The following is a 24,720-nucleotide window of genomic DNA, read 5'->3' as shown; positions in this document are numbered from 1 at the left end:
GGGAGCTCTCATTTCTCTGTGAGGGTGTCGGTGAGTTTGCGCAGCATCGAGCGCAGCGCGACGAATTCATCGGTGGACAGGCCGACGAGCTCGGCCATCTCGGCCGGGATCGCGCAGGCGTGGGCCCGCATCGCCCTGCCGTGTTCGGTGAGCACGATGTCGACGCGGCGTTCGTCGTCGGCGGCTCGCCTGCGCTCGAGGTATCCGGTCGCCTCCAGCCGCTTGAGCAGCGGTGACAGTGTTCCGGAGTCCAGATCGAGTGCCTTGCCGAGCTCGCCGACGCTGCGTTCGTCGCGTTCCCACAGTGCCAGCATCACCAGGTATTGCGGATAGGTGAGCCCGAGCCGTTCCAGCTTCGGGCGATAGACCGCCGTCATCGCCCGCGAAGCCGAGTAGATCGAGAAGCACAGCTGCTCGTCGAGGGTGAGTCCGTCGGTCATGCCATGAACTGTAGCGCACAATTAAGTTGTGCACAACCTATCCGAGTCGCGGGGTGCGCATCGGCTGCGGGTGGCCGCTCCGGCGTCGCCACCGGAGATCTGCTTAGGCAGCGAAATCATCGGTGACACAACGATGTCAGGGGCGCACAATCGATGTGTTGATCATCGGTCCCCGCAATTGGACGAAGGTGGCCGCTGCCGAGTGGTACGGGCGACGGCAGGGAAAAGCTGTGTCGACGATCGAAGGTGTGGCGGATGGAAATCAACTATGGCGACAACGTGCCGGACGACGTGCGCGGCGTCATCGAGAAATCGGTCGAGACTCTCGTCGGGCGCGCGGCGGAGCGAATGGAGAAGCAGCGCGGGCTGAGATCTCGGCACGCGGAATTCCGGGCGGCGGAAAAGGAGCACTACCGCCGTCAGATCGAGGCCGATCCGGAGTCCGCGCGCGCGTTCGACGCGGCACGCAAGCGGCTGAGCTCGGTCGAGCTGAACAATGGTCTCGCCGACGCGGAGCCGATGGACGCGCAGCTGGTGCGCACGGCGGGCATGTTCAAGTTCGGCAATGCCACGAAGATCTTCTGGGCGCCGTTCCATTACACGTGGCACTGGTCGAATCATGAAGGGACGTATTCGCTGTCGGACGGGATGGCCGTCGGCAGTCCCGGCAACAACGGATACGCCGGTATCAGCGGGGCGGTCAGCACGGATGTCGCCTGGCTCGACGCGCACGCGGGAGTGGGTGTCGCTTTCACTGTGGCCGATGTCAATTCGACGACACCGGTGTTCGTGATGGGGCGCTCGCTGCGCTGGGTGCGGAAGGAATACTCCGTGCTGGCGGCGCCGGGAAACGGCGATGCCACGACCGAGGGTGGTGTCGAGCTGACCGTCTTGGAGAACGGAAACCTCGTGACCGTCGCCTCGAACAAGATGTGGCGGCAGCGGCGCAGCAACGGAGAGGTCGCCCAGGGCGGCGGACTGGCGGAGGGCTTCCAGCTGGATCCGACGCTCGAGGTGCTGTGGACGATGCAACCCGGCCGCGTCTACACGATGAACCTGGGTGTCTGGACGACCGTCGATTGTGACGACGGCACGTTCGGCGACAGCGGCGCCTACGGATACATCGACTCCAATATCGGCGCGCTCAGCCTGTTCAAGTAGCGGTTTCGAGCAGCGCGCTGACCCGCTCGTACCGCCGCAACCACCACTCGGTCCGCGCGGGGTCGGGATGCCGGTAGCGGTCGAGCAGCGCGGGATCCGGTTCGGGTGCGCTGGTGGGGACCCTCAGCCACCCGTTCTCGGGCAGCAGCGAATCACGGACGAGATCACCCTCGAAGAGAGCGAGAGTGCCCAACCCACAGGCGAAGTCGAGCCGAGGCAGTGCCCCCGCGAGGGCGATCTGCGCGGCCAGCCCGACGCTGGTCTCCAGCGCCGACGACACCACCGCGGGCAGTCCGGCCGCGTCCGCGACCGCCAGCGCCCGCCGGACCCCGCCCAGCGGCGTGCATTTGAGCACCGCCACGTCGGCGGCCCCCGCGACCGCGACGCGCAGCGGGTCGTCGGCGCGCCGAATCGATTCGTCCGCCGCGATCGGCACATCGATCAGCTGACGCACCTCGGCCAATTCCTCGACCGTCCGGCACGGCTGTTCCACGTATTCGAGACCGCCGGCGGCGCGGTCGATTTCCTCGATGTGCCGGACGGCGGTCGCCACATCCCACACCGCATTGGCATCCACCCGGATCGCACCCGGCCCGATCGCCTCGCGCACGGCCGCCACCCTGGCCAGGTCCTCCGGCAGCGACTCCGGGTGATCGGCCACCTTCACCTTCGCCGTCGCACACCCGGATTCCCGGACGATCCGCCGGGCTCGCTCCGGATCAACGGCAGGCACAATGCAATTCACCGGAACCCGATCCCGCACCGGCGCAGGCCATCCCACCGTCGCCTGCTCGACCGCGGTACCGAGCCACCCAGCCGCCTCCCGATCGTCGTACTCGGGAAACGCGCAGAACTCCCCCCACCCCGCGGCCCCCCGGATCAACATCCCCTCACGCACAGTGATCCCCCGAAACCGCGTCCGCAGCGGAATCGCATACACGAAAGTCTCGAAGTCCACCCCCCGATCGTAGGGGGCGTCGTCTCGAACGAAGGTCAGTCGATCCCCTCGTCCAACTGTTGCCAGGTGAGGATGATCGGGAACGGTGTCAGCGTATCGATCGCCGCCGCATAGTCGTCGGTCCGATTGCGGAAGCCGTTGGAGACGTACCGGCCTTCGGAATTGAGCGTCAGCATTTCGATCGACACCGCGGGCCCGTCGTCGTTGGCCATCCTGACGATCCAGTAGTGCTGAATGCCGTAGCGCGCGTACTCGGAGCGTTTGTCGATCGTGTCCGCGGTGACGGTGGTCGGCGACACCACCTCCACCACGAGGATCGTGTCCCCGACGGTCGGCTTGGTCTTCCACCGACTGCGCGGAGTTTCGATGCACCGATAGACGATCGCGTCCGGTCGCTTGTAGTGGAATGGGACCTCGGAAACGAGCATGTCGATATCGCGATTGACACGCAGGCACGGCTCCCGTTGAACGCGTTTCGCCTCGCCGTCGGCCAGTGCGCGCTCGATCGCCCGCGACACCGCGTTGTGGTTGGGCGAAGGCGATTCGCAGAAGACGATCATTCCGTCTTTGACCTCGACGGAGCGCGCGACATCCTCCGGCATGGCCAGATAGTTGTCCATGTCGACGGGCTGGCTGTAGGTCTTCGGAACGGACCAGTCGAACGCTTCGGACACGATGCGACCCTTCGGCTCGGGGCAAGCATCGCCATCGTACGACGCCGCGGCCGGGAACCATCCGTGGCGGCGCCCTGGTGGACGCCGCCGGCGGGAGTTACAGCCTTTCGATGATGGTGGCGTTGGCGAGGCCGCCCGCTTCGCACATGGTCTGCAGGCCGTAGCGGGCGCCGCGCTGGTGCAGGGCGTGGACGAGGGTGGTCGTCAGGCGGGCGCCGGAGGCGCCGAGGGGGTGGCCGAGGGCGATGGCGCCGCCGTTGACGTTCACCTTGCTCAGGTCGGCGCCGGTCTCCTGGGCCCAGGCCAGGACGACGGGGGAGAAAGCCTCGTTGATCTCGATCAGGTCGATGTCGGACAGGTCGAGGCCCGCTCGGCGCAGCACCTTCTCGGTCGCGGGGATCACCGCGGTGAGCATGAGCAGCGGGTCGTCGCCCGCGACGGCGAAGCTGTGCAGCCGGGCCAGCGGGCGCAGGCCGAGCTGGGCGGCCCGCTCGCCCGACATGATGAGCACGGCCGAACTGCCGTCGCTGACCTGGCTGGCGGAGGCGGCGGTGATCTCCCAGCCGATCTGTGGGAAGCGGGCCGCCATGGCGGGGTCGTAGTAGGCGGGCTTCAGCTTCGCCAGCGTCTCGAGCGTGGAGCCGACGCGAATTCCCTCGTCGGCGGCCAGTCCGTTGAGTGGGGCGAGTTCGTCCGCGAAGAGCCCGTCCTTGGTTGCGCGAGCGGCTTTTTCGTGGCTGCCCAGCGCGAATTCGTCGAGCTGGGTGCGGGTCAGCCCCCATTTCGCGGCGATCAGTTCGGCGCTGATGCCCTGCGGAACGAGCTCGTCCGGATACCGTTCGGCGAAGGCGACGCCGGACAGGTCGGTGGCGCCGATCAGGTTGGCGCCCATCGGAACTCGGCCCATGGATTCGACGCCCGCCGCGACGACGATGTCGTACGCGCCCGCGATCACGCCCTGTGCGGCGAAGTGGATGGCCTGCTGGCTGCTGCCACACTGCCGGTCGACGGTCGTCGCGGGCACCGACTCGGGGTAGCCGGCGGCCAGTGCCGCCCGCCGGGTCATGTTCGAGCCCTGCTCGCCGACCTGGGTGACGATGCCGCCGATCACGTCGTCGACCAGGGCCGGGTCGATGCCGCTGCGCTCGATCACCGCGCGCAGGCTGTGCGCGAGCAGGTCGACGGGGTGGACGTCGTGGAGTGCGCCGTTCGGCTTGCCCCGCCCGATGGGGGTGCGTACCGCTTCGACGATGACCGCGTCTCGCATGGGAGTCCTCTTTCGGTCTGGCTATATCAGGCAATAGCCAGAGTAGGCGCTAACTATCATCTACTCAAGTCAGGGACGGGTATGATGTCGGTCATGGCAGCCGTGATGGAAGGACCCTTGGCCGATCTGAGCAGGTGGGAGACCGAGGGCTGTTCGATCGCCAGAGCCATGGATCTCATCGGCACCCGCTCGGCGGTCCTCATCCTGCGCGAGGCCTACTACGGCACCACCCGCTTCGACGGCTTCGCCCGTCGCGTCGGCATCACCGACGCCGCCGCCGCGAGCCAGCTCCGCAAACTCACTGCGGCGGGCCTCCTGGAAAAGCGCCCCTACCGGGAAGAAGGCAAGCGCACCCGCAACGAGTACGTCCTCACCCAGATGGGCCGCGACCTGCTCCCCGCCGTCGTGGCCCTCTGGCAATGGGGCGACACCTACCTCCAGCCCGGCCCGGCCCCCCTGCTCCGCGTCGACACCGACACCGGCGAACCGGTCCGCGCCCAGCTCACCACCCCCACCGGCACCCCGGTCGAACTCGAACAACTCACCGTCCGCGTCAACCCCGACTACCTCCGCGCCCGCAAGAAAGCCGACCGCGCCCAGACCTGAGAAGATCCGGAGTGGTCGAGCGGTGAAGAACGCCGAGGGTCACTACGGGGGCAGTTGAATCGGGCCCGCGGCGCTCACCGCGGGCCCGGCCGCGCACTCAGCGCAGGCGGCTGCCGTCCACCGCGCTGAAGAAGTAGATGTGCTCGGGGTCGGCGGTCAGCGTGAGCTGTTCGCCCTTGGCCGGGGGACGGCGCCAATCCACCCGCGCCACCACGGTTTCGCCGGTCTGGCCGCTGGCGTCGTCGGAGAGGGCGCGCCCGTAGACGTAGGCGTCGGAGCCGAGCTCCTCGACCACGTCGACCTCCATGCGCAGCCCGCCGTCGCCCACCTCGAGGTGCTCGGGGCGGATGCCGAGCACGACCGTGCCCTCGCCCGCGTCGACCACCGCGCGCGGCACCCGCACCGGGAACCCGCCGATGGTGACGTTGCCGTCGGCGACGGGCAGCGTGAACAGGTTCATCGCGGGCGAGCCCATGAACCCGGCGACGAACATGTTGGCGGGATCGCGGTAGAGGTCACGCGGGGACGCGCACTGCTGCAGCAGCCCGTCCTTGAGCACCGCGACGCGGTCGCCCATCGTCATCGCCTCGACCTGGTCGTGGGTGACGTACACCGTGGTGGTGCCGAGCCTGCGCTGCAGCTGGGCGATCTGGGTGCGGGTCTGCACGCGCAGTTTGGCGTCGAGGTTCGACAGCGGCTCGTCCATGAGGAACACCTGCGGCTGCCGCACGATCGCGCGGCCCATCGCCACGCGCTGGCGCTGACCGCCGGAGAGCGCCTTGGGCTTGCGGTCCAGGTACTGCTCGAGGTCGAGCAGCTGGGCCGCCTCGCGCACGCGCCGGTCCCGCTCGTCCTTGGACACCTTCGCCAGCTTCAGCGCGAAGCCCATGTTCTCGGCCACCGACATGTGCGGGTAGAGCGCGTAGTTCTGGAACACCATCGCGATGTCGCGATCCTTGGGCTCGGCGTGGGTGACGTCGTTGTCGCCGATCAGGATCCGCCCGCCGTTGACTTCCTCGAGCCCGGCCAGCATGCGCAGCGAGGTCGACTTGCCACAGCCGGAGGGCCCGACCAGGACCAGGAACTCGCCTGCGGCGATCTCCAGATCGAGGGCGTCGACGGCGGGTTTGGTCGCGCCGGGGTAGAGGCGGGTGGCGCGATCGAAGGTCACGGTAGCCATGCGTAAATCAGTCATCCCATCCCGGCAGGAACGTGCCGGACGATCCGAGAACAGGGTCGCCGAGGATCGTAGCGGCCACGCTGAAGCGCCGCCCGATTCCGGGTAGCCTCGCTGACGGTGCCCACCGAGACAGAGGAGCGCGGTATGAGTCGTCCCGTCCGTATCGGAGTCCAGCTTCAGCCCCAGCACGCGCCCGACTACGGGCTCATCCGCGACGCGGTGCTGCGCGCCGAGGACGCCGGGGTCGACATCGTCTTCAACTGGGATCACTTCTATCCACTCACCGGCGATCCGGGCGGGGCGCATTTCGAGTGCTGGACCATGCTCGGCGCCTGGGCCGAGCAGACCGAGCGGGTGGAGATCGGCGCGCTGGTCACCGGCGGCGGCTACCGCAACCCCGATCTGCTCGCCGACATGGCCCGCACGGTCGACCACATCAGCGGCGGCAGGCTCATCCTCGGCATCGGCGGCGGCTGGTTCCAGCGCGACTACGACGAGTACGGCTACGAATTCGGCACGCCAGGCAGCAGGCTGAACCTGTTGAAGGACAACATGGCCCGGATCAGGGCCAGGCTCGGCAAGCTCACCCCGCAGCCGACCCGCCAGATCCCGATCCTGATCGGCGGCGGCGGTGAGCGCAAGACGCTGCGCCTGGTCGCCGAGTACGCCGACATCTGGCACTCCTTCGCCGATCTCGATGCGCTGAACCGCAAGAACGAGATCCTGGCCGAGCACGCGGCCGCTGTCGGCACCGACGCGAACCGGATCGAGCGGTCGGTGCAGTGGCAGGGCCGCGCTTCGGCCGACGCGTTGCGCGCGGCAGGCGTCACCCTGTTCACCGTCGGCGTCTCCGGCCCCGACTACGACTTCTCCACCCTGAAGCAGGCGATCGACTGGCGCGACGAGGTGAACCCCGAGCTGCTGGAGGGGCTTGCCTGAGTGTTGCCGATCACCGCACAGGCGCGGGTAGCCTGCCCGGTGCGAGGTTGCGGCTAGGGTTTATCGCCATGGCTGGTGTGCGTGCTGTGCGAACCCGGGCGCGGATCGCCGCGCTGCTGCTCCTCGTCGGCGTGGTCGCGACCGGGTGCGGCGGCGGCTCCGGTGGTGACCAGACGGCGCGCGATCTGTGTTCCCCGCCGGGGCAGAGCGCGGCCGCGGCGGCGCCGAAGAACCTCGCGTCCTCGGCGACCGCGGGCACCGACCGCTACACCACGGCGACCACGGCCCCGATCGAGTCGATCGACACCGGCAAACTCGGGCTGCTGACCCCGGGCACGCTGAGCGTCGGCACCCTCTCGGACGCGCCGCCGAGCACCTGCGTGAACGGGCAGGGCTCGTTCACCGGCTTCGACAACGAGTTGCTGCGCGCGATCGGCGCGAAACTCGGACTGCGCGTCGAATTCTCCGGCACCGAGTTCGCCGGTCTGCTCGCGCAGGTCTCGGGCAAGCGCTTCGACGTGGGCTCGTCGAACATCACCACCACCGACGCCCGCCGCGAGCTGGTCGGGTTCACCAACGGCTACGACTTCGGCTACTTCTCGCTGGTGGTGCCGCAGGGCAGCGGCATCAAGAGCTTCGCGGACCTGAACACCGGCTCGCGCATCGCGGTCGTGCAGGGCACGGTCCAGGACGAGTTCGTGGTGAACCAGCTGAAGCTGGACCCGGTGAAGTTCCCCGACTACAACACCGCCTACGCGAATCTGAAGTCCGGTCAGGTCGACGCGTGGGTCGCGCCGTCGGCGCAGGCCGAGGGCGCGATCTCACCCGGCGACGGAATCGTCATCTCGGAGAACACCTTCAGCCTCGACAACTTCGTCGGCTACGCGGTGGCCAAGAACAACCAGCCGCTGATCGACGCGCTGAACTCCGGCCTGGACGCGGTGATCGCCGACGGCACCTACGCCCGCCTCTACGCCGACTGGGTGCCGCGCGAACTCCCGCCGGGCTGGAAGCCGGGCTCCAAAGCCGCACCGGCGCCGCAACTCCCGGACTTCGCCGCCATCGCGGCCGAACGCGCGCCGGGCGAAGCCGAGCAGGCGGTGCAGAAGTCGACGCTGGAGCAGCTGAAGGACACGTTCTTCGACTGGTCGTTGTACCGCAAGGCCTTTCCCGACCTGATCAAGACCGGCCTGCCGAACACCCTGATCCTGGCGGTGGTCTCGGGCGTGCTCGGCACCGTCCTCGGCATGATCCTCGCGGTGATGGGCATCTCGCGCACCCGTTGGCTGCGCTGGCCCGCCCGGATCTACACCGACATCTTCCGCGGCCTGCCCGCGGTGGTGATCATCCTGCTGATCGGTCTCGGCATCGGCCCGGTGACCAGAGGAATCACCGGCGGCAACCCGTACTGGCTCGGCGCGGTCGCGCTGGCGCTGCTGGCGGCCGCCTACATCGGGGAGATCTTCCGCTCGGGCATCCAGTCGGTGGAGGCCGGTCAGCTCGAGGCGGCGCGGGCCATCGGCTTCGGCTACCGGCAGGCGATGACGCTGGTGGTGATCCCGCAGGGTGTGCGCCGGGTGCTGCCCGCGCTGATGAACCAGTTCATCGCGCTGATCAAGGACTCCTCGCTGATCTACTTCCTCGGCCTGCTCGCCTCCCAGCGCGAGCTGTTCGCCGTCGGCCGCGACCTCAACGCCCAGACCGGCAACCTGTCGCCGCTGGTCGCGGCGGGCCTGATGTACCTGGTGCTGACCATCCCGCTCACCCACCTGGTGAACTACATCGACGGGCGGATGCGCACCGGCAAGCCGACCCCGGCCGACCCGATCGAGCAGGCCGTCATCACGGAAGGACGTGGCGCATGAGCGAGCGAAGCGAGCGGCAGACCGACACAGCCGCCCCGGCGGTCATGCCGGAACCGAGCGCCAGCGAGGTGCAGGCATGAGCGCATCGCTCACCGGCACCGGGTTGCAGCTGACCCTGGGCAACAACCACATCCTGCGCGGCGTCGACATCCATGTGGAGGCCGGGCACGCGACCACCGTCATCGGCCCGTCCGGTTCGGGCAAGTCGACCCTGTTGCGGGTGCTGAACCGCCTGCACGAACCCGATGCCGGTGACATCCTGCTCGACGGCGAGTCGGTGCTGCGCGAAGACCCCGACAAGTTGCGCCAGCGCATCGGGATGGTGTTCCAGCAGTTCAATCTGTTCCCGCACAAGACCGTCGCCGACAACATCGCGCTCGGTCCGCGCAAGCTGCGCGGCCTGTCCGCCGAGCAGGCGCGGGCGCTGGCGCTGGAACAGCTCGAGATCGTCGGCCTCGCGGGCAAGGCCGACGCCAGGCCGTCCGCGCTCTCGGGCGGTCAGCAGCAGCGCGTCGCGATCGCTCGCGCGCTGGCCATGAAGCCGGAGCTGATGTTCTTCGACGAGGCCACCTCGGCGCTGGATCCCGAGCTGGTCAAGGGCGTGCTGGCGCTGATGGCCGACCTCGCCTCCGGCGGGATGTCGATGATCGTGGTGACCCACGAGATGGGCTTCGCCCGCAGTGTCTCCGACAGCGTCGTGTTCATGGATCAGGGCGTCGTCGTGGAGACCGGCACCCCGGACGAACTGTTCGACGACGCCAAGACCCCGCGCCTCCGCCGCTTCCTCGACCAGGTCCTCTGACCAGGTTTTTCGGCCGGGGCGGGGGTCGCAGCAACGCATGCGCAACTGTTAATGTCGGAGGTGTTCCAGCTGCAATCGACCGGTCCGAGTACAGGGAGATAGGCATGACAACGGCACACGTAGAGCACCCAGAACACACCCACGTCCACGGCCCGACCTGCGGGCATGTCGCCGTCCCGCACGGCGATCACGTCGACTACGTGCACGACGGTCACCTGCATCGCGAGCACGACGGCCACTTCGACGAGTGCGAGCCGTCAGCGCATGTCGAGCACACGACCCACGAGCACGTCCACGGCCCCGACTGCGGCCATGTCGCGGTGCCCCACGGTGACCACACCGACTACATCCACGACGGGCACCGCCACGCCGCGCACGACGGTCACTACGACGAACACTGACCCGGCCTGAGGCGCGTCAGCCGGCCACGGTCGCGAAAGCCGACCAAAGCAGCGGCGCGTTCGCGGGGACGGGATCGTCGCGCCAGGCCGACAGCCGCGCGCGCTGCCACGCCAGCAGCGCCGGGATCGGCTCGGCGACGTCGTGGGCCGCGTCCACCGCGCAGATCGCCGCTTGCAGCGGGTGCGCGGTGGTGGGGGTGAGGGTGTGGAAGGCGTGGTCGGTGGGGAGCGGCCATCGGGTGGCGGTGACCAGTTCGGCGCCCGCGGACAGTGCCGCGGTGGTGAGGCCGAGCGCCTCGGTGAAGCGCAGGTCGCCGCCGCTCTCACAGGCGATCAGGGCGACCCTGCTCGGCATCGGCCACAGGTCACGGCCCGCGACGGGCAGTGGATCGATGGTGTGGGTGCCGAGCAGGAGGTCCTTGGCCGACAGCGGGCGGTGCGAGCGCGTCGGGGCGGCCAGGCCGCGCATGTCGGCGGTGCAGCTCAGATGGAGTTCGGCGTGTTCGCTCTCGCCGGTCTCCGGCGGCGGCGCGGTGACATGGCCGACGTAGACGAGCCTGCTCGCGCCCGCCTGCAGCACGTCGGAGAGCCAGGTGCGGTCGGTGTCGGTGCGGCGGAACAGGTCGACCGGGTCGGCGACCCGCGGCACCAGCCGACCGTTGTACCGGCCGAAATGCTGCGCCACCACTGTTTCCGAGGCGGGACGACCGAGTACCGAGCCGAGTTCGGAGTCCGCGCGATAGCCGGGTACTCGCGGGTCCAGCACGGCGACGACGGGGAGCTCGCTGGTCTCCGTCCAGCGCCGCACGGTCCGCTCCGGCGCGTGCACGACCGAGGCGGGCGCGAGCAGGCTGACATCGGCGATGTCGAGCAGCCGCAGGTCGGGATCCGGCGCGATGATCTCCCACGGCACCTGGGCCAGCCGCGGCGACGGCTGGATCCGCAGGTGCGGGCGGAGGCCGCGCTGGTACAGCTCGTGCAGCTGGACGGCCAGCCCGTAAGGTAGCAGGGTCCGCGAAAGTGCCTGGGCGAGGGCCAGTTCGGCATCCGGTTCGGCGAGTGCGCCCTCGTTCATCACCCGGCGCAGTTCGTCGGGCCGCGCGGGATCAGGTACCGCGTCGCCCAGAAGTTCCAGCACCGCGCGCACCTGGTCACGCGGCAGCACACTCACGCCGCGCGCCGCGAAGTCGTCGACCCAGCGCCACGACACGTACACGTCCCCGGCGTCGGCCATCCGGATCACGGCGGTGGGAGTGTTCGCGTTCATCGCCTGACTCCCGGGACGGCGGGGCCGGTCAGTGCTCGGGACGAGTGGGCGCGGATATGGGCGAGACTCGACCACGCGGCCCGCGAGCGGCGTCGACGGCACGCGTCCACTGGCGCGGCGACGGCACGAGCCTTGGTGCAGCGCGGTCGACGGCGCCACTCAGTGCGGGTGAGGTTGCGTGACATCGGGCCCGGACGGAAGCTCATAGCGAGACCACCCGCTCGTCGCGTACGCGCACCCCGTAGCGCTCCTCGGCGTGGGTGATGAAGTCGGACAGCACTATTCGGCCGTTATCGCGGAGCCTGGGCGGTGCGGACACGGGAATGCCCGCCGCGGCCGCCACCTCGGCCAGGGCGTTGCCGAGCTGTAGCGCCGGTGTGCCCGCGGGCGCCGCGGATGGGGGATCGAGCAGCTGGAAATCGAGGGTGGGCGCCATCGGCTCGGCGAAGGCGGCGGGGTCGAGAGTTGTCCCCGCGCACTGGGTGTCGACGAGATCGCTGACGAGCTGGGCGTTGCCGGACAGGGCCGCGAAGCGGAAGGCCAGGCGCATGGCCGGCTCGGCGATCGCGCGATGCCAGTGTTCGCGCTGGTTGCCGTTGGGCAGCGTGTGGCGAACGGCGTCGATGGCGAGGGCGGAGGGCACCGCGAGGCCGACGGCGCGCGCGAGCAGGGTCGGATCGGGCCGGTCGGCCTGCTCGATCACGGCGTGCAGCAGTTCGGCGTGCCAGTAGTCGAGCTGGGCGCACCGCAGGCCGAGCCCGTGCGCGGAGTACACCGCGAAGGCATCGGCGAGCAGGGTCTCGCTCTCCATCGCTGCGCCGACCGCGAAAGCGACTGTGGCGAGCCGCAATCGGACATCGGCGGCGTCGAGGACGACGCCGGTGCTGTCGAAGCGTTCCAGTGCGCGCAAGTACTGGGCGCGCGCCTCGGCGTAGTCTCCCCGTCCTTCGGTGAGGAATCCCAGTGTCTTGTAACCGATTCCCGACCAGTGCCCCAGTTCCGCGGTCTCGAAGAACTTCTGGCTCGACCGCAGCGGCTCTTCGGCCTCGTCGTAGCGCCCCGCGCGCACCAGCATGATCGCCAGGTTCTGCGCGGCCTCGGCGACGGCGGCCTCGTCACCGGTCGCGGTGAAGGCGGTCATCGCCTGCCTGGCGAAATCGAAGGCGATGTCCTGCCTGCCGGTCTCGAAGGAACTCGTAGCCAGGTTCATCAGCGGATGCCCGGCCAGTTCTGGCGCGAAACGTTCGGTGACGCCGAGGGATTCGCGGGCCAGTTCGGCGGCATGGGCCCACTGCTGACGATGCAGTGCGACGGCGGTGAGCGAGAGCAGGCAGGCCACCCGCACCATGCCCTGCTCGGTGGTGTCGGCCAGGAGCTCGCGCGCCTCCTCCAGCACGCGCTGTGCTTCGTCCAGGTCGCCGAGATGCTGCAACGCCTGCGAGAGGTTCACGAGCGCGGCGGGCCGCTGGTGCTCCCCGTCGGCGGGGAGCACCGCCAGCGCCGTCCGGAACAGCTCGACCGACCGCCGATGCTCGCCGAGTTCGTCGGCCATGCTGGCGGCGTTGATCAGCGCCGCGCTGCGCAGGCGTGGCGCGGCGCCCTCGGCCGCCCGCTCGAAGATCGCCATCGCGCCCGCGATGTCGCCGCGCTGGTAGGCCGCGTATCCCGCCGTGAGCTGGGTGTCGTCCTGATCGGAGGTCTTCCCTACCGCCGCCATGGTGCTGCTCCGTTTCCGAAGGGGTTGGCCGTTCGCATCAGAAGTCCGAATCATCCTCGGCGGCAGCGAGTTCTGCCGCGAGCATGTCGTCCGCCTGTGGTGCGTCCAGCCGGTGTCTGACGAAGTCGCGAATCGACGTGCGCGTCGCGGACTCATCGGGCAGTGGGCCCTCCGGGCCGACGCCCGGCACGAGAACCGCCACCGACGCCACGTTCTCGACGACCTCGGCCGTTCGCAGTTCGCCGAACCACGCGTCGCCGCGTCGCACCAGCGGAACCTCGGCGAGCGTGTCCCCGGCGCGCAACCGCGCCAGGGGGCGGAGATGCGCGGACACGTCACGCGGGCAATCCGGGGCCGCGAGCGCGGTGACCTCCACCGTCGTCACCCCGCCACCCCGTCGCACCTGCCACGACACCGACCGCGCCCCCGCGTCCACGAGCCCCGGTGGGCAGCATCGCCAATCCCAGTCCCCGTCGCCACGAGCCAGCGCCAACCCGGTGCCGCCCGCCTCTCCGCCCGCCGCGAGCGCGTAGTCCTCCGCCCGGCCCCGGCGCGGAACCGTGGACTGCCCGTCAGCCGGGGTGTGATCGCGTCCGAGTCGGGAGTCCGACGGTTCGGTCGTGGGCGCGCTGTCGGTTGTCTGGTCGTCGCTCAGCGACGGCGGACTTCCCTCGGAAAGCGCGTTGTCCCTCGCACGTTCGGTCTGGCGGAGCTCGTCCAGCGCGAGCGCAAGGTCGCCGGCCTCCACGTCGGTCGTGCGGCCGATCGCAAGGGCCGCGGAGTCGGGGTCGTCGGCGCCGGCGACCACGGATTCGCAGACAGCCGACAATTCGGCGATCTCCTTCGCGAGGACGGCGCGGTCCAGCGCGGGAATGCTGTCGATGGTCGACGCGGGCCACCAGCGGGAGGCCCAGTGCGCGTAGGCGAGTCGGCGCAGCGCGGTGACCAGTTCCGGACGGGCCGGGGTGGCGGTGAGCTCGCGGTGGTGGCCTTCGTCGTCGGCGATCGCGAGGGCGATATTCTCGCCGTAGACGGCCCACAGCCAGTCCTGGGCGGCCTCGGTGTCGTCGAGAGTGGCGGCCGGAAGCTGCTGTCCGGCAAGGAGACTCCAGGTCAGGTGGCCGCCGGTCACCTCCAGCACCAAGGTGTCGAGGGCAGCGGCGGCGTCGAGGGCGGTCGGCGCGCCGTCTGGTCGCAGCGTCACGATTCCCGCGGCGGGGTGGTCGAGGCGGATCGTCGTCATCAGCTCGCCCTCGATTCCGGCACGGCCGACGCGGCCGCCACCGTGAGTGCCTGCTTCACCCTGGCCCGATGATCGAGCATCACCGACCGCGCGACCCCGTCGAGCAGATCCCACAGCTCACCGGGCTCGAAGACCGGCATGTCACGCACGTCCCGCCCGTGCAATCGCACCCACAACCGGCGCAGATAGGGTCGCCACGGCGTACGCAACTCATCGGCGACCGCCGCCAGCGGCCCGCTCGCCCCCGCGCCCACCGCGAACCGCCGCGCCTGCAGCACGTAGGCCTCCCGCCGCCAGCGGCCGTTCACCACCTCGTGCGCCCGCGCCTGCTCGACCTCGATGACCGAGCCCAGCGGCGAGAGGCCCAGTGCCAGTTCACAACCCACCGCGGCGGTGAGGCGCAGCGATTCGTCGAGCAGTCCCCACGGCGAACAGCTGCGGGTGATCTCGGTGGTCACCAGCTCCGGGATGGCGGGCAGGTCGCTGCGGTCGATGCTGCCCTGGAGGACGGTGAACACGCGCTCGTACACGGTGCGGTCGAAGGGCAGTGCGAGGGTGGCGGTCGACGCGGTGGCGCCGAGGTCGGGGCGCTGTGGATGGGTGTGCACGGTCAGGCCGAGGTCGTCGGCGCCGTAGGCCGGGTGGTGGCGCCACAGGGCGACCCCGCGGTGGGTGCCCGCCTTGTCGTCGAGCAGTTCGTCCAGCAGGGGGCCCGCGTCTGCCGGGTCGCCCTCGTGGGCGAGGGTGCTCGCCTCGAGCAGTTCGGTCAGCGCCGGGGCGTGATCGCGGGCGCCGAAATCGGCGAGTGGGCGGCGACGCCAGGCGAGGTCGACCAGTGCGGACAGTTCGGCGCGCCGATCCGGTTCGGTCACATGGTCTTTCAACGCGGCCGTGGTGCGGCCGCCGGTACTGTCGTGCACTTCGCGCAGCACCGCCTCGGCGCGCGTGCGCGCATCGGGGCCCGGCGCACCGTGCATCGTCGCCAGCTCGAAGCAGCGCTGGAAGTACAGGTCCTGGGCATTGCCCTCGGTGATCCGCAGCGCGCGGCGCGCCTGTTTGAGCTCGGTGAACCACGCCGCGCACGCGCGCAACGTGTCGGAGCGGGCCAGTACCAGCGAGGTCAGCAGGGCGACGCCGTCGGGCGAGAGCACGGTGCCCGCGCACAGCGGATGCTGCACCGGCCGGATGACCAGCGGATCCAGGATCAGCTTCACCGTGCGCCGCAGTGGCCCGCCCTGCGGTCCGCTCAGCGCCTCGACATCGGTGAGCCCACGCCACACCTCGTCGAGCACCATGGCGCGCGGTCTTCGCATTCGACCAGGTTAACGGCATTTAGGGCGCTCGGCGCCGCGAAAAGTTGGGATCGGTAGGGCCGTCGCGATTTCTACCTTTCTCTCAACGGGTCAACCACCACCGACCCGCACGACCGAGAGAACGGAAACACCATGAACACCAAGCTGATCGCCGCCCTCGCCGCTTCCGCCGCCGCCACCGCCCTGTTCGTCACCGGCTGCAGCGACGACTCCGGCAGCACCGCCACCCCGAGCAGCACCGGCTCGGCCGCGCCGGCACCGGCCGCGGGCAAGTCCGCCGCCAGCGTCGACGGCAAGGCGTTCGACGCCAAGTTCGAGACCACCTGCGCCAAGCAGGGCAACACGCTGGCGCTGGCGCTCACCGACCTGGCCAACGCCACCTACGGCAACCTCTCGGTGAGCGCCTCGATCGAGGGCGACACCGTCCAGGCGGTCGCCATCGCCGGCTCCCAGGGCGGCTCCAACGGCCTGCCCTACGCGGTCGGCTACGGCAACGGCCAGCCCGGCGGCTCGGCGACGCTCACCAAGGACGGCAACACCTTCAAGGTCACCGGCGAGGGCGTGAGCGCCCCCGACATGACCAACCCGCTGGCCGGCCCGGCCACCGCGAAGTTCGACATCACCTTCGCCTGCACCACCATCGCCTGACCCTGTCCGCGACCCGGTCGCACCACTTCCCGAGGAGGAACCATGAAATCCAAGCTGCGTGCGGCCGCGGTCGCGTTCGGAATCCTGGCCATCGGCTACTACCTGTACTACGGCCTCACCTACACCCCCGACGAGTTCACCGGCGGCATGCTCGGCTGGGTCGGCCCGCAGATGGCGCTGCCGATCATCGCCCTCACGATCGTCCCGATGGTGTTCGCCTTCACCGGCGACGGCATCATCGAGGCCTTCACCGGCCGCAACAGTGGTGAGTTCCGCCAGGGCGAGGTGGGCATCGGCACCATCGTCTCCTTCCGCCAGACCGGGGTCTCGGTCAATGACCAGCCGCAGGTCAAGATCGAATTCCGGGTCGAGGGCGCCGACGGCAAGGTCTTCGATTCGCAGGCCAAGATGATCGTGCCGCTCACCGAGCTCGCCCTGCTGCAGCCCGGCGTCGTCCTGCCGGTGCGCTACCTGCCCGGCCGCACCGACAAGGTCGAGGTCGACCGCTCCGGCGACCAGGGTGCCGCGCAGCGGGCGATGAACGAATCGCTCATCCGCAAGGGCATCACCACCCGCGCCAAGCTCGACATCGCCGAACGCGGCATCGCCGCCCAGGCCGTCGTCCGCAGCCTGGACGTGCCCGGCCGCACCCGCGGCGGCTACACCGAGGTGGTGCTCGGCCTGGTGGTCACCCGGCCCGACGGCTCCACCTTCGAGACCAGCGTCGACAAGTACCTGCCGCCGACGGCCATCGGATCGGTGCAGGTCGGGCGCATCGTGCAGGCCCACTACCTGCCCGGCGACGAACGGGAGGTGGTGATCGCGCTGCCGATCAACGCCTGATGACACCCAACTTTCCTGAACTCGGCGAGTACACCACTCGCCGAGTTTTGGTCGTGTGTTCATCTACGCGTTCCCGAGGGCTCGCCTGCGGTGCCTACCGTGCGGCGAAGTCCGACCTACACAGGAGTCACCGTGAGTCTGAAACCGCTCGCACTGTTCGTCAAGCACGACGGTCAGTCGTCACGAGCCGCCCTGACTTGTGAATACAAGTGCGGCAACGCGTGCTTCCACGAGCCGCCGAACACCTCCGCCGGCGCCTACTTCGGTGACATCGTCAGCGGGCTCAACCGCCGCGGCCTGATCAAGGGCGGCGCGGCCGCGGTGCTGGCCTTCGGCGCGGCGGGCGCGCTGGCCGCCTGTGGTGACGACGCGGCCGAGTCCTCCTCGACTCCGGCGCCGACCCCGGCCGGCGCCCCCGGCACCGGCACGAACTTCACCGCCGTGGCGCCCAACAAGGAAGACGCGCTGGTCATCCCCGAGGGCTACGAGCAGCAGATCGTGCTGCGCTGGGGCGATCCGATCTTCGCCGACGCCCCCGCGTTCGACTTCGACAAGCAGAGCGCGGCCGCGCAGCTGAAGCAGTTCGGCTACAACAACGACTTCGCCGCGCTGCTGCCCATCGAGGGCCAGGCCAACAGCTACCTGCTCGTGGTCAACCACGAGTACACGACCGGCCCGATGATGTTCCGCGGCTACAACAAGGACGCCCCGACCGACGAGCAGATCGCCATCACCAAGGCCGCGCACGGGCTCTCGGTCGTCGAGGTCAAGGGCGAGGCCGGCACCGGCAAGCTCACCCCGGTCTTCGGCAAGTACAACCGCCGCATCACCGCCGACACCGAGTTCACCCTCACCGGACCGGCCGCGGGCAGCGCCTTCACCGTCACCGGCGCCGACTCCTCCGGCACCAAGGTGCTCGGCACCTTCGCCAACTGCGCGGGCGGCGTGACCCCCTGGGGCACCGTGCTCTCCGGCGAGGAGAACTTCAACGGCTATTTCGCCAACGGCGACAAGGCTTCCGATCCGCAGGGCCGGGTGAAGCGCTACGGCTTCCCCAAGGGCGGCACGCCGAACCAGTGGGAGCGCGTCGACAAGCGCTTCGACCTGAGTCAGGAGCCCAACGAGGCCAACCGCTTCGGGTACGTCATCGAGGTGAACCCGTGGGATGCCACCTCCACCCCGATCAAGCACTCGGCGATGGGTCGGCTCAAGCACGAGGGCGCCAACATCTACGTCACGAACAACGGTGACGTCGTCTCCTATACCGGCGACGACGAGAAGTTCGACTACATGTACAAGTTCGTGTCCAAGCGCAAGATGCAGTCGGGCACCGGCGCCGCGGCCATGCGGCACAACCTGACCATCCTGGACGCGGGCACCCTCTACGTCGCCAAGCTCACCGGCGACCACGCCGACAAGATCGACGGCAGCGGCGCCGTGCCCTCCGACAAGGGCTTCACCGGTAAGGGCCAGTGGATTCCGCTGCTGGAGACCGGCGAGGACGGCAAGGGCAAGTCGCTGGTCGACGGCATGTCGGCCGCCGAGGTCGCGGTGTTCACCCGGCTGGCCGCCGACAAGGTCGGCGCCACCAAGATGGACCGCCCCGAGGACTTCGAGGCCAACCCGTACACCGGCAAGGTCTACGTGGCGCTGACCAACAACGACAACCGTGCCAAGGACGACAAGCCGGGCGTCGACGAGGCCAACCCGCGCAAGCTGAACAAGAACGGCCAGGTCCTCGAGATCGACGACAACCACACCGGCACCGACTTCACCTGGTCGCTGCTGCTGGTCTGTGGTGATCCGGCCGCCGCCGACACCTACTTCGCCGGCTTCGACAAGACCAAGGTCAGCCCGATCTCCTGCCCGGACAACCTGGCCTTCGACCCCTACGGCAACCTGTGGATCTCCACCGACGGCAACGCCCTCAAGACCAACGACGGCCTGTTCTCGGTGGTCCTCGACGGCCCCAACCGCGGCGAGACCAAGCAGTTCCTGACCGTCCCCAAGGGCGGCGAGACCTGCGGCCCGATCGTCACCGAGCAGCGCGTGATCGTCTCGGTCCAGCACCCGGGCGAGGCCGACGACGCGACACCCGAGAACCCGCAGTCGCACTGGCCCGACGGCGGCACCTCCCAGCCCCGGCCCGCGGTGGCCGTGGTGTGGAAGAAGAACGGCGGACGCATCGGCGTGTAACCCGCCGACGAAACCGGTACTCGACTGGGCGAGTACCGGTTTCGTCGTTTCCGGCTAGCTGCGATAGATATCGCGACGGTGGTTCACATCGACCACGGTCACCACCTTGCGCTTGTCGTCGACGCGATAGATCACTCGATAGGTGCCACGTCGTGCGGAGAAGCGGTCGTCCAAGGGCGGTTGCAGCCGCTTACCGACCCGGTACGGACTGTCCAGTAGCGGTCCGGTCATGAATTCGAACGCAGCCGCGGCCACGGTCTCGGGGAGCCGTTCGGTCAGCATCCGCCGGACGGTCGGCGTCGTCTCGAGCGCATATTCCGTCATGCGCTGCGATGTGACATCGCAGCGCGGACGGCCATCGCCTGAGCGAGCTCATCGGCGGTCACGGTCTCGCCGCGCGCCAGTTCGGCATCGGACGAGATCAGGCGACCGACTGTCTCGGGGTCGGACAGGATCGCGATGGTCTCCTCCATCGACTCCAGGTCCTCGACGGCCACCAGCACCGCGGCGGGCTCGCCGTGCACGGTGATCGTCACCCGTTCGTGCTGGCCGCGGACGCGAGCGACCAGCTCGGAGAGCGTGGCTTTCGCCTCAGCGAGTTTCATAGTCACAAGTATGACCATATTTGGCCGGACGCGCTAGCTGCTGCCGAACAACCCCGACATGTTGGCGAAGCGGGCGAAATCGGTGTGGGTGGCGTTGAAGCGGTTGACGTCGGTGGCGCCGCCGATGCCGGGGACGCTGCCGCGGTCGGTGGTCTGCCAGAAGGTCCAGGTGGGCCAGTTGCCGGGGACGTCGGGTTCGGGGTTGCCGCTGTAGTCGGCGATCCACAGGGGGTGGTGGGTGAACAGGCTGGTGTCGGCCATGGCCGTCTTCCAGAAGTGGGGGTAGGTGTAGATGATCGCGGTGCGCCCGGTCAGGGCCCGCACGGTGGCGAGGTAGCGCTCGGTCCAGTTGATCAGGTCGGCGGGGGCCAGGCCGCCGGAGGTCTCCAGGTCGAGCACAGGCGGCAGGTCGAGCGGGCCGTTCTGGCCGAGGACCGTGGCCGCGTACATCGCCGCCTGCGGTTCGGGCGGCAGCTCCGGCCTGGCGAAATGGTAGGTGCCCCTGGCCACGCCCGCCGTGCGCATCAGGATGCTGTCGGGCACGAAGTACGGATTGACGTAGTGCAGCCCCTCGGTGGCCTTCACCATCGCGAACTGATGACCGGCGGCGCGCACGGCGTGCCAATCGATCATCCGCCCGTCCACGTGCTGCCACGACGACACATCGGGACCACTCGGCTCGGCGTGGGCGAGCGCGGGCGAGAGCCCGGCCAGCGCCATCACCGACAGCGCGGTGCAACCTCGGCGAACCGTCGAACTCCAGCGCTTGGTGTCCATGGCCCTCGACCGTAGTGCCCGCTACGCCCTGTGACCAGTGGTGTTGATGGGGTGTCTGTGAATAGTTACCGAGGACCGGTCGGTGCGGGTCCGTATCTTGGTGCCGACACACAGACGACGGGAGTTGGCATGGCGCGTAAGCGTGAGGTGCGGTTCGAACCCGCGGTGACGGCGCCGCGTGCGCTGCGGCCGGCGGAGTCGCCCGGTGACGACCCGGTCGACGACCGGACCGTCACCGATCGCGAATACTCGGGGGCCGATTTCGCGGAGTCGCGGGTGTACGGCTTCGGCGCCGAGGGCTGCCTGTTCGACAGCGTCCGCTTTCCGAGCACCCTGCACCAGGCCAGGATCACCGAATCCGAGTTGCGCGTGTGCGACCTCGCCAATGTGCAGGCCGACGACTCGTCGATGTTCGAATCCGTGGTCGCGCACGGCAGGCTCACCGGATTGTCCTGGACCGCGGGCGTCCTGCGCGACGTGCTGGTCGAATCCTCCCGCGCGGACATGGCCTCGTTCGCCGAATCCCGGTTGCGCACAGTGGTGTTCCGTGACTGCGATCTGCGTCAGGCCGATTTTCAGCGCACCGAGTTCCGCAATGTCCGCTTCGAACGCTGCAATCTCGCCGGCGCCCGCTTCGCCGACGCCAGGATCCAGCAGAATCTGCGCTTCGAGGAGTGCGATCTCACCGGCGTCTCCGGGCTGACCGCGTTGCGCGGCGCCACCATTCAGGGCGGTGACCTGGAATCGCTGGCCGCGACGTTGGCCCGCGAACTCGGCATCACCGTCGAAATGCCCGTCGCGAGCGACTACTGACTCAGCCGAGCCAGTCCAGCACCGAGGCCGCGGTCCAGGACTGCTGCATACTGCCCAGCGGCGCGCCGGTGAACGGCTCGTAGTACTCGGCGAAACTCCCGTCGGCCGCCTGGCGCAGGCCCTCGGCGCGCAGCATGTGCGCGCGTTCGGCCCAGCCGCGCCGGGCGAAGGCCCAGGAGAACAGCCAGCTCATCACCGGCCAGACCGGTCCGCGCCAGTACTCGCGGGGGCGGAAGTCCTTGGAGACCGGCGAGGTCGAGGGCGGCAGGGCGTAGCGCAGATCGGGGTGCCCGCAGAAACGCGGTCCCTCGAAGGTGTTGAGCAGGGCGCGTTCGGCGTGCCGCGGCAGCCCGCCCGCCAGCAACGGCGCGAACATCGCCAGCGTCTCGGTGTTGATCCAGCGCTGCAGGCGCACGTCGTAATCCCGTGCGGCGCCGGTACGTTCGTCGGCGGTGGCGACCACGCCGTTGCGGAAGCGTTCGGCCCAGCCGTGCAGTTCGCGGACGTCGGCGTGCGGTTGCTTGTACTCCTCGCCGATATCGGCGAGCACCTCGCAGGCCAGCGCGAAGATCGCCGAGACGAACACGTCCTCCACGGCGAAGCTCATCACCGAGGTGAGCTGGTAGTCGTCATAGGCCGCGCGCCGCATCTGCTCGACCAGCCACAGGTAGCGGTCGTATTCGCGGTCGCTCGGGCGCTGGGTGGGGTCGGAGATGATCGCGGTGTCGGCGCGGCGGTAGGGCGGCAGGTCGGCGCCGGGCACCACATTGGCGTAGGCGCGATCCCAGCGGGGCGAGTTGTCCATGCCGGACTCCCAGCCGTGGTACAGCGTCACCCGCCCGGTCTCCTTGGGGTCGCGGGCGTGCGCGAGCCAGCGGTGCCAGCGCACCAGGTCGGGCCAGCGCCGGTTCAGGAATTCCTCGGCGACCGCCCTGGTGGAGCGGCCGTGCCTGCGGGAATGGTCGAGAATGCGCTGCACCGCGATGGCGTGCACCGGCGGCTGGGTGATGCCGGAGGTGTCGGGACCGTCAGGGGCGTTGGCCGCGAGCTTGCGGCATTCCCAGCGCGCGGGGCCGGGGAAGTACCCGTCCACGCCGTTGGCGAAGACGATGTGCGGGATCATCCCGTTCTTCCACTGTGCCGAGAGCAGCGTGTCGAGTTCGACGACCGCGCGCTCCACGCTCAACGGCGCCAGGCCGACCGCGACGAACGCCGCGTCCCAGCTCCACATGTGCGGATAGAGGCGGGGCGCGGCGCTCGTCATCGTGCCCAGGTCGTTGCCGCGCAGGAGATAGGCGGCGCGGGCCGCGAGCTGCGTGGGGGTGAACCCGGGATCGGACATCCCTCTATTCTGCGGCTGCCCTGGCCCGATGGCATCTCGGCGCGGCTGTGACGATCAGTACCCGCCTTGACGCGCCTCGTTCTGCGCGGCGGTGCCGACCGAGTTCAGCATGGTGGTGATCGCCAGGCCGATGACCAGGTTGAGCGAGGCGGTCGCGATCTTGGCGTCCAGGTCGGCGATGAGGGTGAACGGCAGGATCACCGCGACGGCGGTACACAGCAGGCAGATCCAGGTGAAGAAGGTCATCGGACTCGGCATGGCCAGCAGCAGCACCATCAGCAGCGCCGTCGCCAGCAGGGCCGCGCCCGCGGCGGCCACGGCGTAGGACGTGGTCGACACCGAGCCGTAGGTGCCCGCCCCTTCCGGCGCGAGGATCGCGATGCCGAGCACGCCCCGGATCAGCATGATCGCCACCACGACGAGCAGGGCGGCGACGACCGCGGTGCCGATACCACCCGCCCACAACTTGCCCACGTTGACCTTGGGCTGCGGGGGCTGTCCCTGGTTCGGTGGATACTGCGGGTTCGCTGGATCGTAGTTGTACCGGGGATCGGTCATGCCTCGACGGTACAAGCGCGGGCCGCTGATCTGCGGGGAAATGGGCGTGGTGTCGGAACAGGTCCGGCCGTACGCCGGATTTGCCGGAATTCCGCACCGGTGAGCCGCCGTACCCGTTGCCACGGGGCGACTTCACGGTGACGGCCGCGCACGTCGCCGCCGCGCCGCTCGTGTTCCGCAGATTGCTGGTTCGCGGACTCGCAGGTGCCGCCCGGCCCACGGCGGAGCCGACAGCGGCGGCCGTTAGCGTGGGCGCATGACGGTGACCAGTACTCCCGCCCCGACCGCCTTGATCACCGGCGCCAGCCGTGGACTCGGCGCGGCGATCGCCCGTGAGCTCGCGCCGACCCACGACCTACTGCTCGGCGCGCGTTCCGCCGATGCCCTCGCTCCGATCCTGGCCGAACTGCCCGGTGCCACCGGGTGGCCGGTCGCCCTCACCGACTATCCGGCCGTCGCCGCGGCGGCGGAATCGATCGAGCGGCTCGACGTGCTCGTCCACAACGCGGGAGTGGCCGACCTCGGCACCGTCGCGGAGTCCTCGGTGGACCAGTGGCGCACCACGCTCGAGGTCAACCTGATCGCCGTCGCCGAACTCACCAAAATCCTGCTGCCCGCCCTGCGCGCCGCGAACGGTCATGTGGTGCTGATCAATTCGGGAGCGGGCCTGCGCGCCAACGCGGGCTGGGGTTCGTACGCGGCGAGCAAGTTCGGCCTGCGCGCCTTCGCCGACGCGCTGCGCCTCGAGGAACCGGCCCTGCGCGTCACCTCGATCTTCCCCGGCCGCATCGATACCGACATGCAGCGCGCGATCGTCGCCGACGAGGGCCGCGAGTACCGCCCGGAGGAATTCCTGACCGCGGAGACGGTGGCCGGTGCGGTGCGCGCCGCCGTCGACACCCCGCGTGACGGTCACCCGACCGAGATCGTGCTGAGGCCGCGCTGAGGCTCGTCGGAGCCGACGGCGGCGAGGCAGCCGTCGACGTCGGATGCGACCGGCGCGCTCCTGGATTTCGGCCTGAGCCTCGGCCCCTGGGCCGACCGTGTCCCGCGCGCTGAGTAGCCGCTCGAGACCCCGGCGGAGATGCGACCGCGGCAACGCGCA

Annotated in this window: 25 protein-coding genes; 11 read left to right on the top strand and 14 right to left on the bottom strand. The window is 69.4% G+C overall.

Features of this window, described 5'->3' with window-relative positions; translation table 11 throughout:
* Positions 1-8: 8 nt before the first annotated feature.
* Complete coding sequence (locus DFR69_RS13140) at positions 9-440, bottom strand: MarR family winged helix-turn-helix transcriptional regulator (protein WP_110037805.1); 432 nt, start codon at positions 438-440, stop codon at positions 9-11.
* Between the two features lie 255 nt (positions 441-695).
* On the opposite strand from DFR69_RS13140, the gene DFR69_RS13135 reads away from it, so the two are divergent.
* Positions 696-1,601, top strand: coding sequence for a hypothetical protein (locus tag DFR69_RS13135; protein WP_110037804.1), 906 nt, complete (start codon positions 696-698; stop codon positions 1,599-1,601).
* On the opposite strand, the gene DFR69_RS13130 is transcribed toward DFR69_RS13135, so the two are convergent.
* The 3 genes from DFR69_RS13130 to DFR69_RS13120 form a co-directional block, all read right to left on the bottom strand.
* A complete protein-coding gene (locus tag DFR69_RS13130) occupies positions 1,594-2,559 on the bottom strand; it encodes an o-succinylbenzoate synthase (RefSeq protein WP_110037803.1) in 966 nt (321 codons plus the stop codon). The genes DFR69_RS13135 and DFR69_RS13130 overlap by 8 nt on opposite strands.
* Positions 2,560-2,594: 35 nt before the next feature.
* Positions 2,595-3,233 (bottom strand): Uma2 family endonuclease, encoded by a 639-nt coding sequence (locus tag DFR69_RS13125; RefSeq protein WP_110037802.1) that lies wholly within the window; start codon positions 3,231-3,233, stop codon positions 2,595-2,597.
* Positions 3,234-3,330: 97 nt separating this feature from the next.
* A complete protein-coding gene (locus DFR69_RS13120; RefSeq protein WP_110037801.1) occupies positions 3,331-4,500 on the bottom strand; it encodes a thiolase family protein in 1,170 nt (389 codons plus the stop codon).
* Between the two features lie 93 nt (positions 4,501-4,593).
* Between DFR69_RS13120 and DFR69_RS13115 the strand changes: the two genes are divergently transcribed.
* Positions 4,594-5,106, top strand: coding sequence for a winged helix-turn-helix transcriptional regulator (locus DFR69_RS13115; protein ID WP_373867027.1), 513 nt, complete (start codon positions 4,594-4,596; stop codon positions 5,104-5,106).
* A gap of 97 nt (positions 5,107-5,203) precedes the next feature.
* Here the strand turns inward: DFR69_RS13115 and DFR69_RS13110 are convergent, their stop codons facing one another.
* The gene (locus tag DFR69_RS13110) at positions 5,204-6,286 is read right to left on the bottom strand and encodes an ABC transporter ATP-binding protein (RefSeq protein WP_110037799.1); all 1,083 of its coding nucleotides are present in this window, start codon (positions 6,284-6,286) and stop codon (positions 5,204-5,206) included.
* A 144-nt stretch (positions 6,287-6,430) separates the two neighbouring features.
* Between DFR69_RS13110 and DFR69_RS13105 the strand changes: the two genes are divergently transcribed.
* The 4 genes from DFR69_RS13105 (at position 6,431) to DFR69_RS13090 (ending at position 10,293) form a co-directional block, all read left to right on the top strand.
* Positions 6,431-7,225, top strand: a complete 795-nt coding sequence (locus DFR69_RS13105; protein ID WP_110037798.1) for an LLM class F420-dependent oxidoreductase — start codon at positions 6,431-6,433, stop codon at positions 7,223-7,225.
* Between the two features lie 68 nt (positions 7,226-7,293).
* On the top strand, positions 7,294-9,090 hold the full coding sequence (locus DFR69_RS13100; RefSeq protein ID WP_110037797.1) for an ABC transporter substrate-binding protein/permease: 1,797 nt from the start codon (positions 7,294-7,296) through the stop codon (positions 9,088-9,090).
* A gap of 76 nt (positions 9,091-9,166) precedes the next feature.
* Complete coding sequence (locus DFR69_RS13095; RefSeq protein WP_110037796.1) at positions 9,167-9,892, top strand: amino acid ABC transporter ATP-binding protein; 726 nt, start codon at positions 9,167-9,169, stop codon at positions 9,890-9,892.
* Between the two features lie 104 nt (positions 9,893-9,996).
* The gene (locus DFR69_RS13090) at positions 9,997-10,293 is read left to right on the top strand and encodes a hypothetical protein (RefSeq protein WP_110037795.1); all 297 of its coding nucleotides are present in this window, start codon (positions 9,997-9,999) and stop codon (positions 10,291-10,293) included.
* Positions 10,294-10,309: 16 nt separating this feature from the next.
* Here DFR69_RS13090 and DFR69_RS13085 read toward each other — a convergent pair whose 3' ends face one another.
* The 4 genes from DFR69_RS13085 to DFR69_RS13070 all read right to left on the bottom strand — a co-directional run bounded on the left by DFR69_RS13085 (position 10,310) and on the right by DFR69_RS13070 (position 15,815).
* Positions 10,310-11,560 (bottom strand): CHAT domain-containing protein, encoded by a 1,251-nt coding sequence (locus DFR69_RS13085; protein WP_110037794.1) that lies wholly within the window; start codon positions 11,558-11,560, stop codon positions 10,310-10,312.
* A 202-nt stretch (positions 11,561-11,762) separates the two neighbouring features.
* Positions 11,763-13,277 (bottom strand): tetratricopeptide repeat protein, encoded by a 1,515-nt coding sequence (locus tag DFR69_RS13080; RefSeq protein WP_110037793.1) that lies wholly within the window; start codon positions 13,275-13,277, stop codon positions 11,763-11,765.
* 37 nt (positions 13,278-13,314) lie between these two features.
* Positions 13,315-14,520, bottom strand: coding sequence for a hypothetical protein (locus DFR69_RS13075; protein WP_110037792.1), 1,206 nt, complete (start codon positions 14,518-14,520; stop codon positions 13,315-13,317).
* Positions 14,520-15,815, bottom strand: a complete 1,296-nt coding sequence (locus DFR69_RS13070; RefSeq protein WP_110037791.1) for a hypothetical protein — start codon at positions 15,813-15,815, stop codon at positions 14,520-14,522. Before DFR69_RS13070 ends, DFR69_RS13075 begins: the two co-directional genes overlap by 1 nt.
* Before the next feature lie 150 nt (positions 15,816-15,965).
* Here DFR69_RS13070 and DFR69_RS13065 point away from each other — a divergent pair, with 150 nt between their 5' ends.
* From DFR69_RS13065 to DFR69_RS13055, 3 genes are all read left to right on the top strand, one after another.
* Positions 15,966-16,481 carry a lipoprotein LpqH gene (locus DFR69_RS13065; protein ID WP_110037790.1) on the top strand — a complete coding sequence of 172 codons (516 nt, stop codon included), beginning with the start codon at positions 15,966-15,968 and terminating at the stop codon, positions 16,479-16,481.
* 42 nt (positions 16,482-16,523) lie between these two features.
* The gene (locus DFR69_RS13060) at positions 16,524-17,324 is read left to right on the top strand and encodes a hypothetical protein (protein WP_110037789.1); all 801 of its coding nucleotides are present in this window, start codon (positions 16,524-16,526) and stop codon (positions 17,322-17,324) included.
* A 132-nt stretch (positions 17,325-17,456) separates the two neighbouring features.
* The gene (locus DFR69_RS13055; protein ID WP_110037788.1) at positions 17,457-19,520 is read left to right on the top strand and encodes a PhoX family protein; all 2,064 of its coding nucleotides are present in this window, start codon (positions 17,457-17,459) and stop codon (positions 19,518-19,520) included.
* A 54-nt stretch (positions 19,521-19,574) separates the two neighbouring features.
* On the opposite strand, the gene DFR69_RS13050 is transcribed toward DFR69_RS13055, so the two are convergent.
* From DFR69_RS13050 to DFR69_RS13040, 3 genes are read right to left on the bottom strand one after another with little or no spacing between them, the layout of a single operon-like run.
* Complete coding sequence (locus DFR69_RS13050) at positions 19,575-19,844, bottom strand: type II toxin-antitoxin system RelE family toxin (RefSeq protein WP_110037787.1); 270 nt, start codon at positions 19,842-19,844, stop codon at positions 19,575-19,577.
* Positions 19,841-20,125 (bottom strand): type II toxin-antitoxin system Phd/YefM family antitoxin, encoded by a 285-nt coding sequence (locus tag DFR69_RS13045; RefSeq protein WP_244198233.1) that lies wholly within the window; start codon positions 20,123-20,125, stop codon positions 19,841-19,843. The genes DFR69_RS13050 and DFR69_RS13045 overlap by 4 nt, the downstream gene beginning before the upstream one ends.
* A 33-nt stretch (positions 20,126-20,158) precedes the next feature.
* On the bottom strand, positions 20,159-20,902 hold the full coding sequence (locus tag DFR69_RS13040) for a glycoside hydrolase family 25 protein (RefSeq protein WP_110037785.1): 744 nt from the start codon (positions 20,900-20,902) through the stop codon (positions 20,159-20,161).
* 129 nt (positions 20,903-21,031) lie between these two features.
* Here DFR69_RS13040 and DFR69_RS13035 point away from each other — a divergent pair, with 129 nt between their 5' ends.
* Entirely contained in the window at positions 21,032-21,715 is a 684-nt protein-coding gene (locus DFR69_RS13035; protein WP_110037784.1) for a pentapeptide repeat-containing protein, read from the top strand.
* A gap of 1 nt (position 21,716) precedes the next feature.
* Here the strand turns inward: DFR69_RS13035 and ggh are convergent, their stop codons facing one another.
* Both ggh and DFR69_RS13025 read right to left on the bottom strand, forming a co-directional pair.
* Entirely contained in the window at positions 21,717-23,057 is a 1,341-nt protein-coding gene (gene ggh / locus DFR69_RS13030; RefSeq protein ID WP_110037783.1) for a glucosylglycerate hydrolase, read from the bottom strand.
* A 54-nt stretch (positions 23,058-23,111) separates the two neighbouring features.
* The gene (locus DFR69_RS13025; protein ID WP_110037782.1) at positions 23,112-23,615 is read right to left on the bottom strand and encodes a DUF6069 family protein; all 504 of its coding nucleotides are present in this window, start codon (positions 23,613-23,615) and stop codon (positions 23,112-23,114) included.
* Between the two features lie 256 nt (positions 23,616-23,871).
* Here DFR69_RS13025 and DFR69_RS13020 point away from each other — a divergent pair, with 256 nt between their 5' ends.
* Positions 23,872-24,561 carry an SDR family oxidoreductase gene (locus DFR69_RS13020; protein WP_110037781.1) on the top strand — a complete coding sequence of 230 codons (690 nt, stop codon included), beginning with the start codon at positions 23,872-23,874 and terminating at the stop codon, positions 24,559-24,561.
* The last annotated feature ends 159 nt before the right edge of the window (positions 24,562-24,720 follow it).

Origin of the sequence: Nocardia neocaledoniensis, from assembly GCF_003182135.1 — a bacterium.
Taxonomy (GTDB): domain Bacteria; phylum Actinomycetota; class Actinomycetes; order Mycobacteriales; family Mycobacteriaceae; genus Nocardia; species Nocardia neocaledoniensis.
The sequence above is the reverse complement of the archived record's forward strand: the minus strand, read 5'-3'. Positions and strand labels throughout refer to the sequence as shown.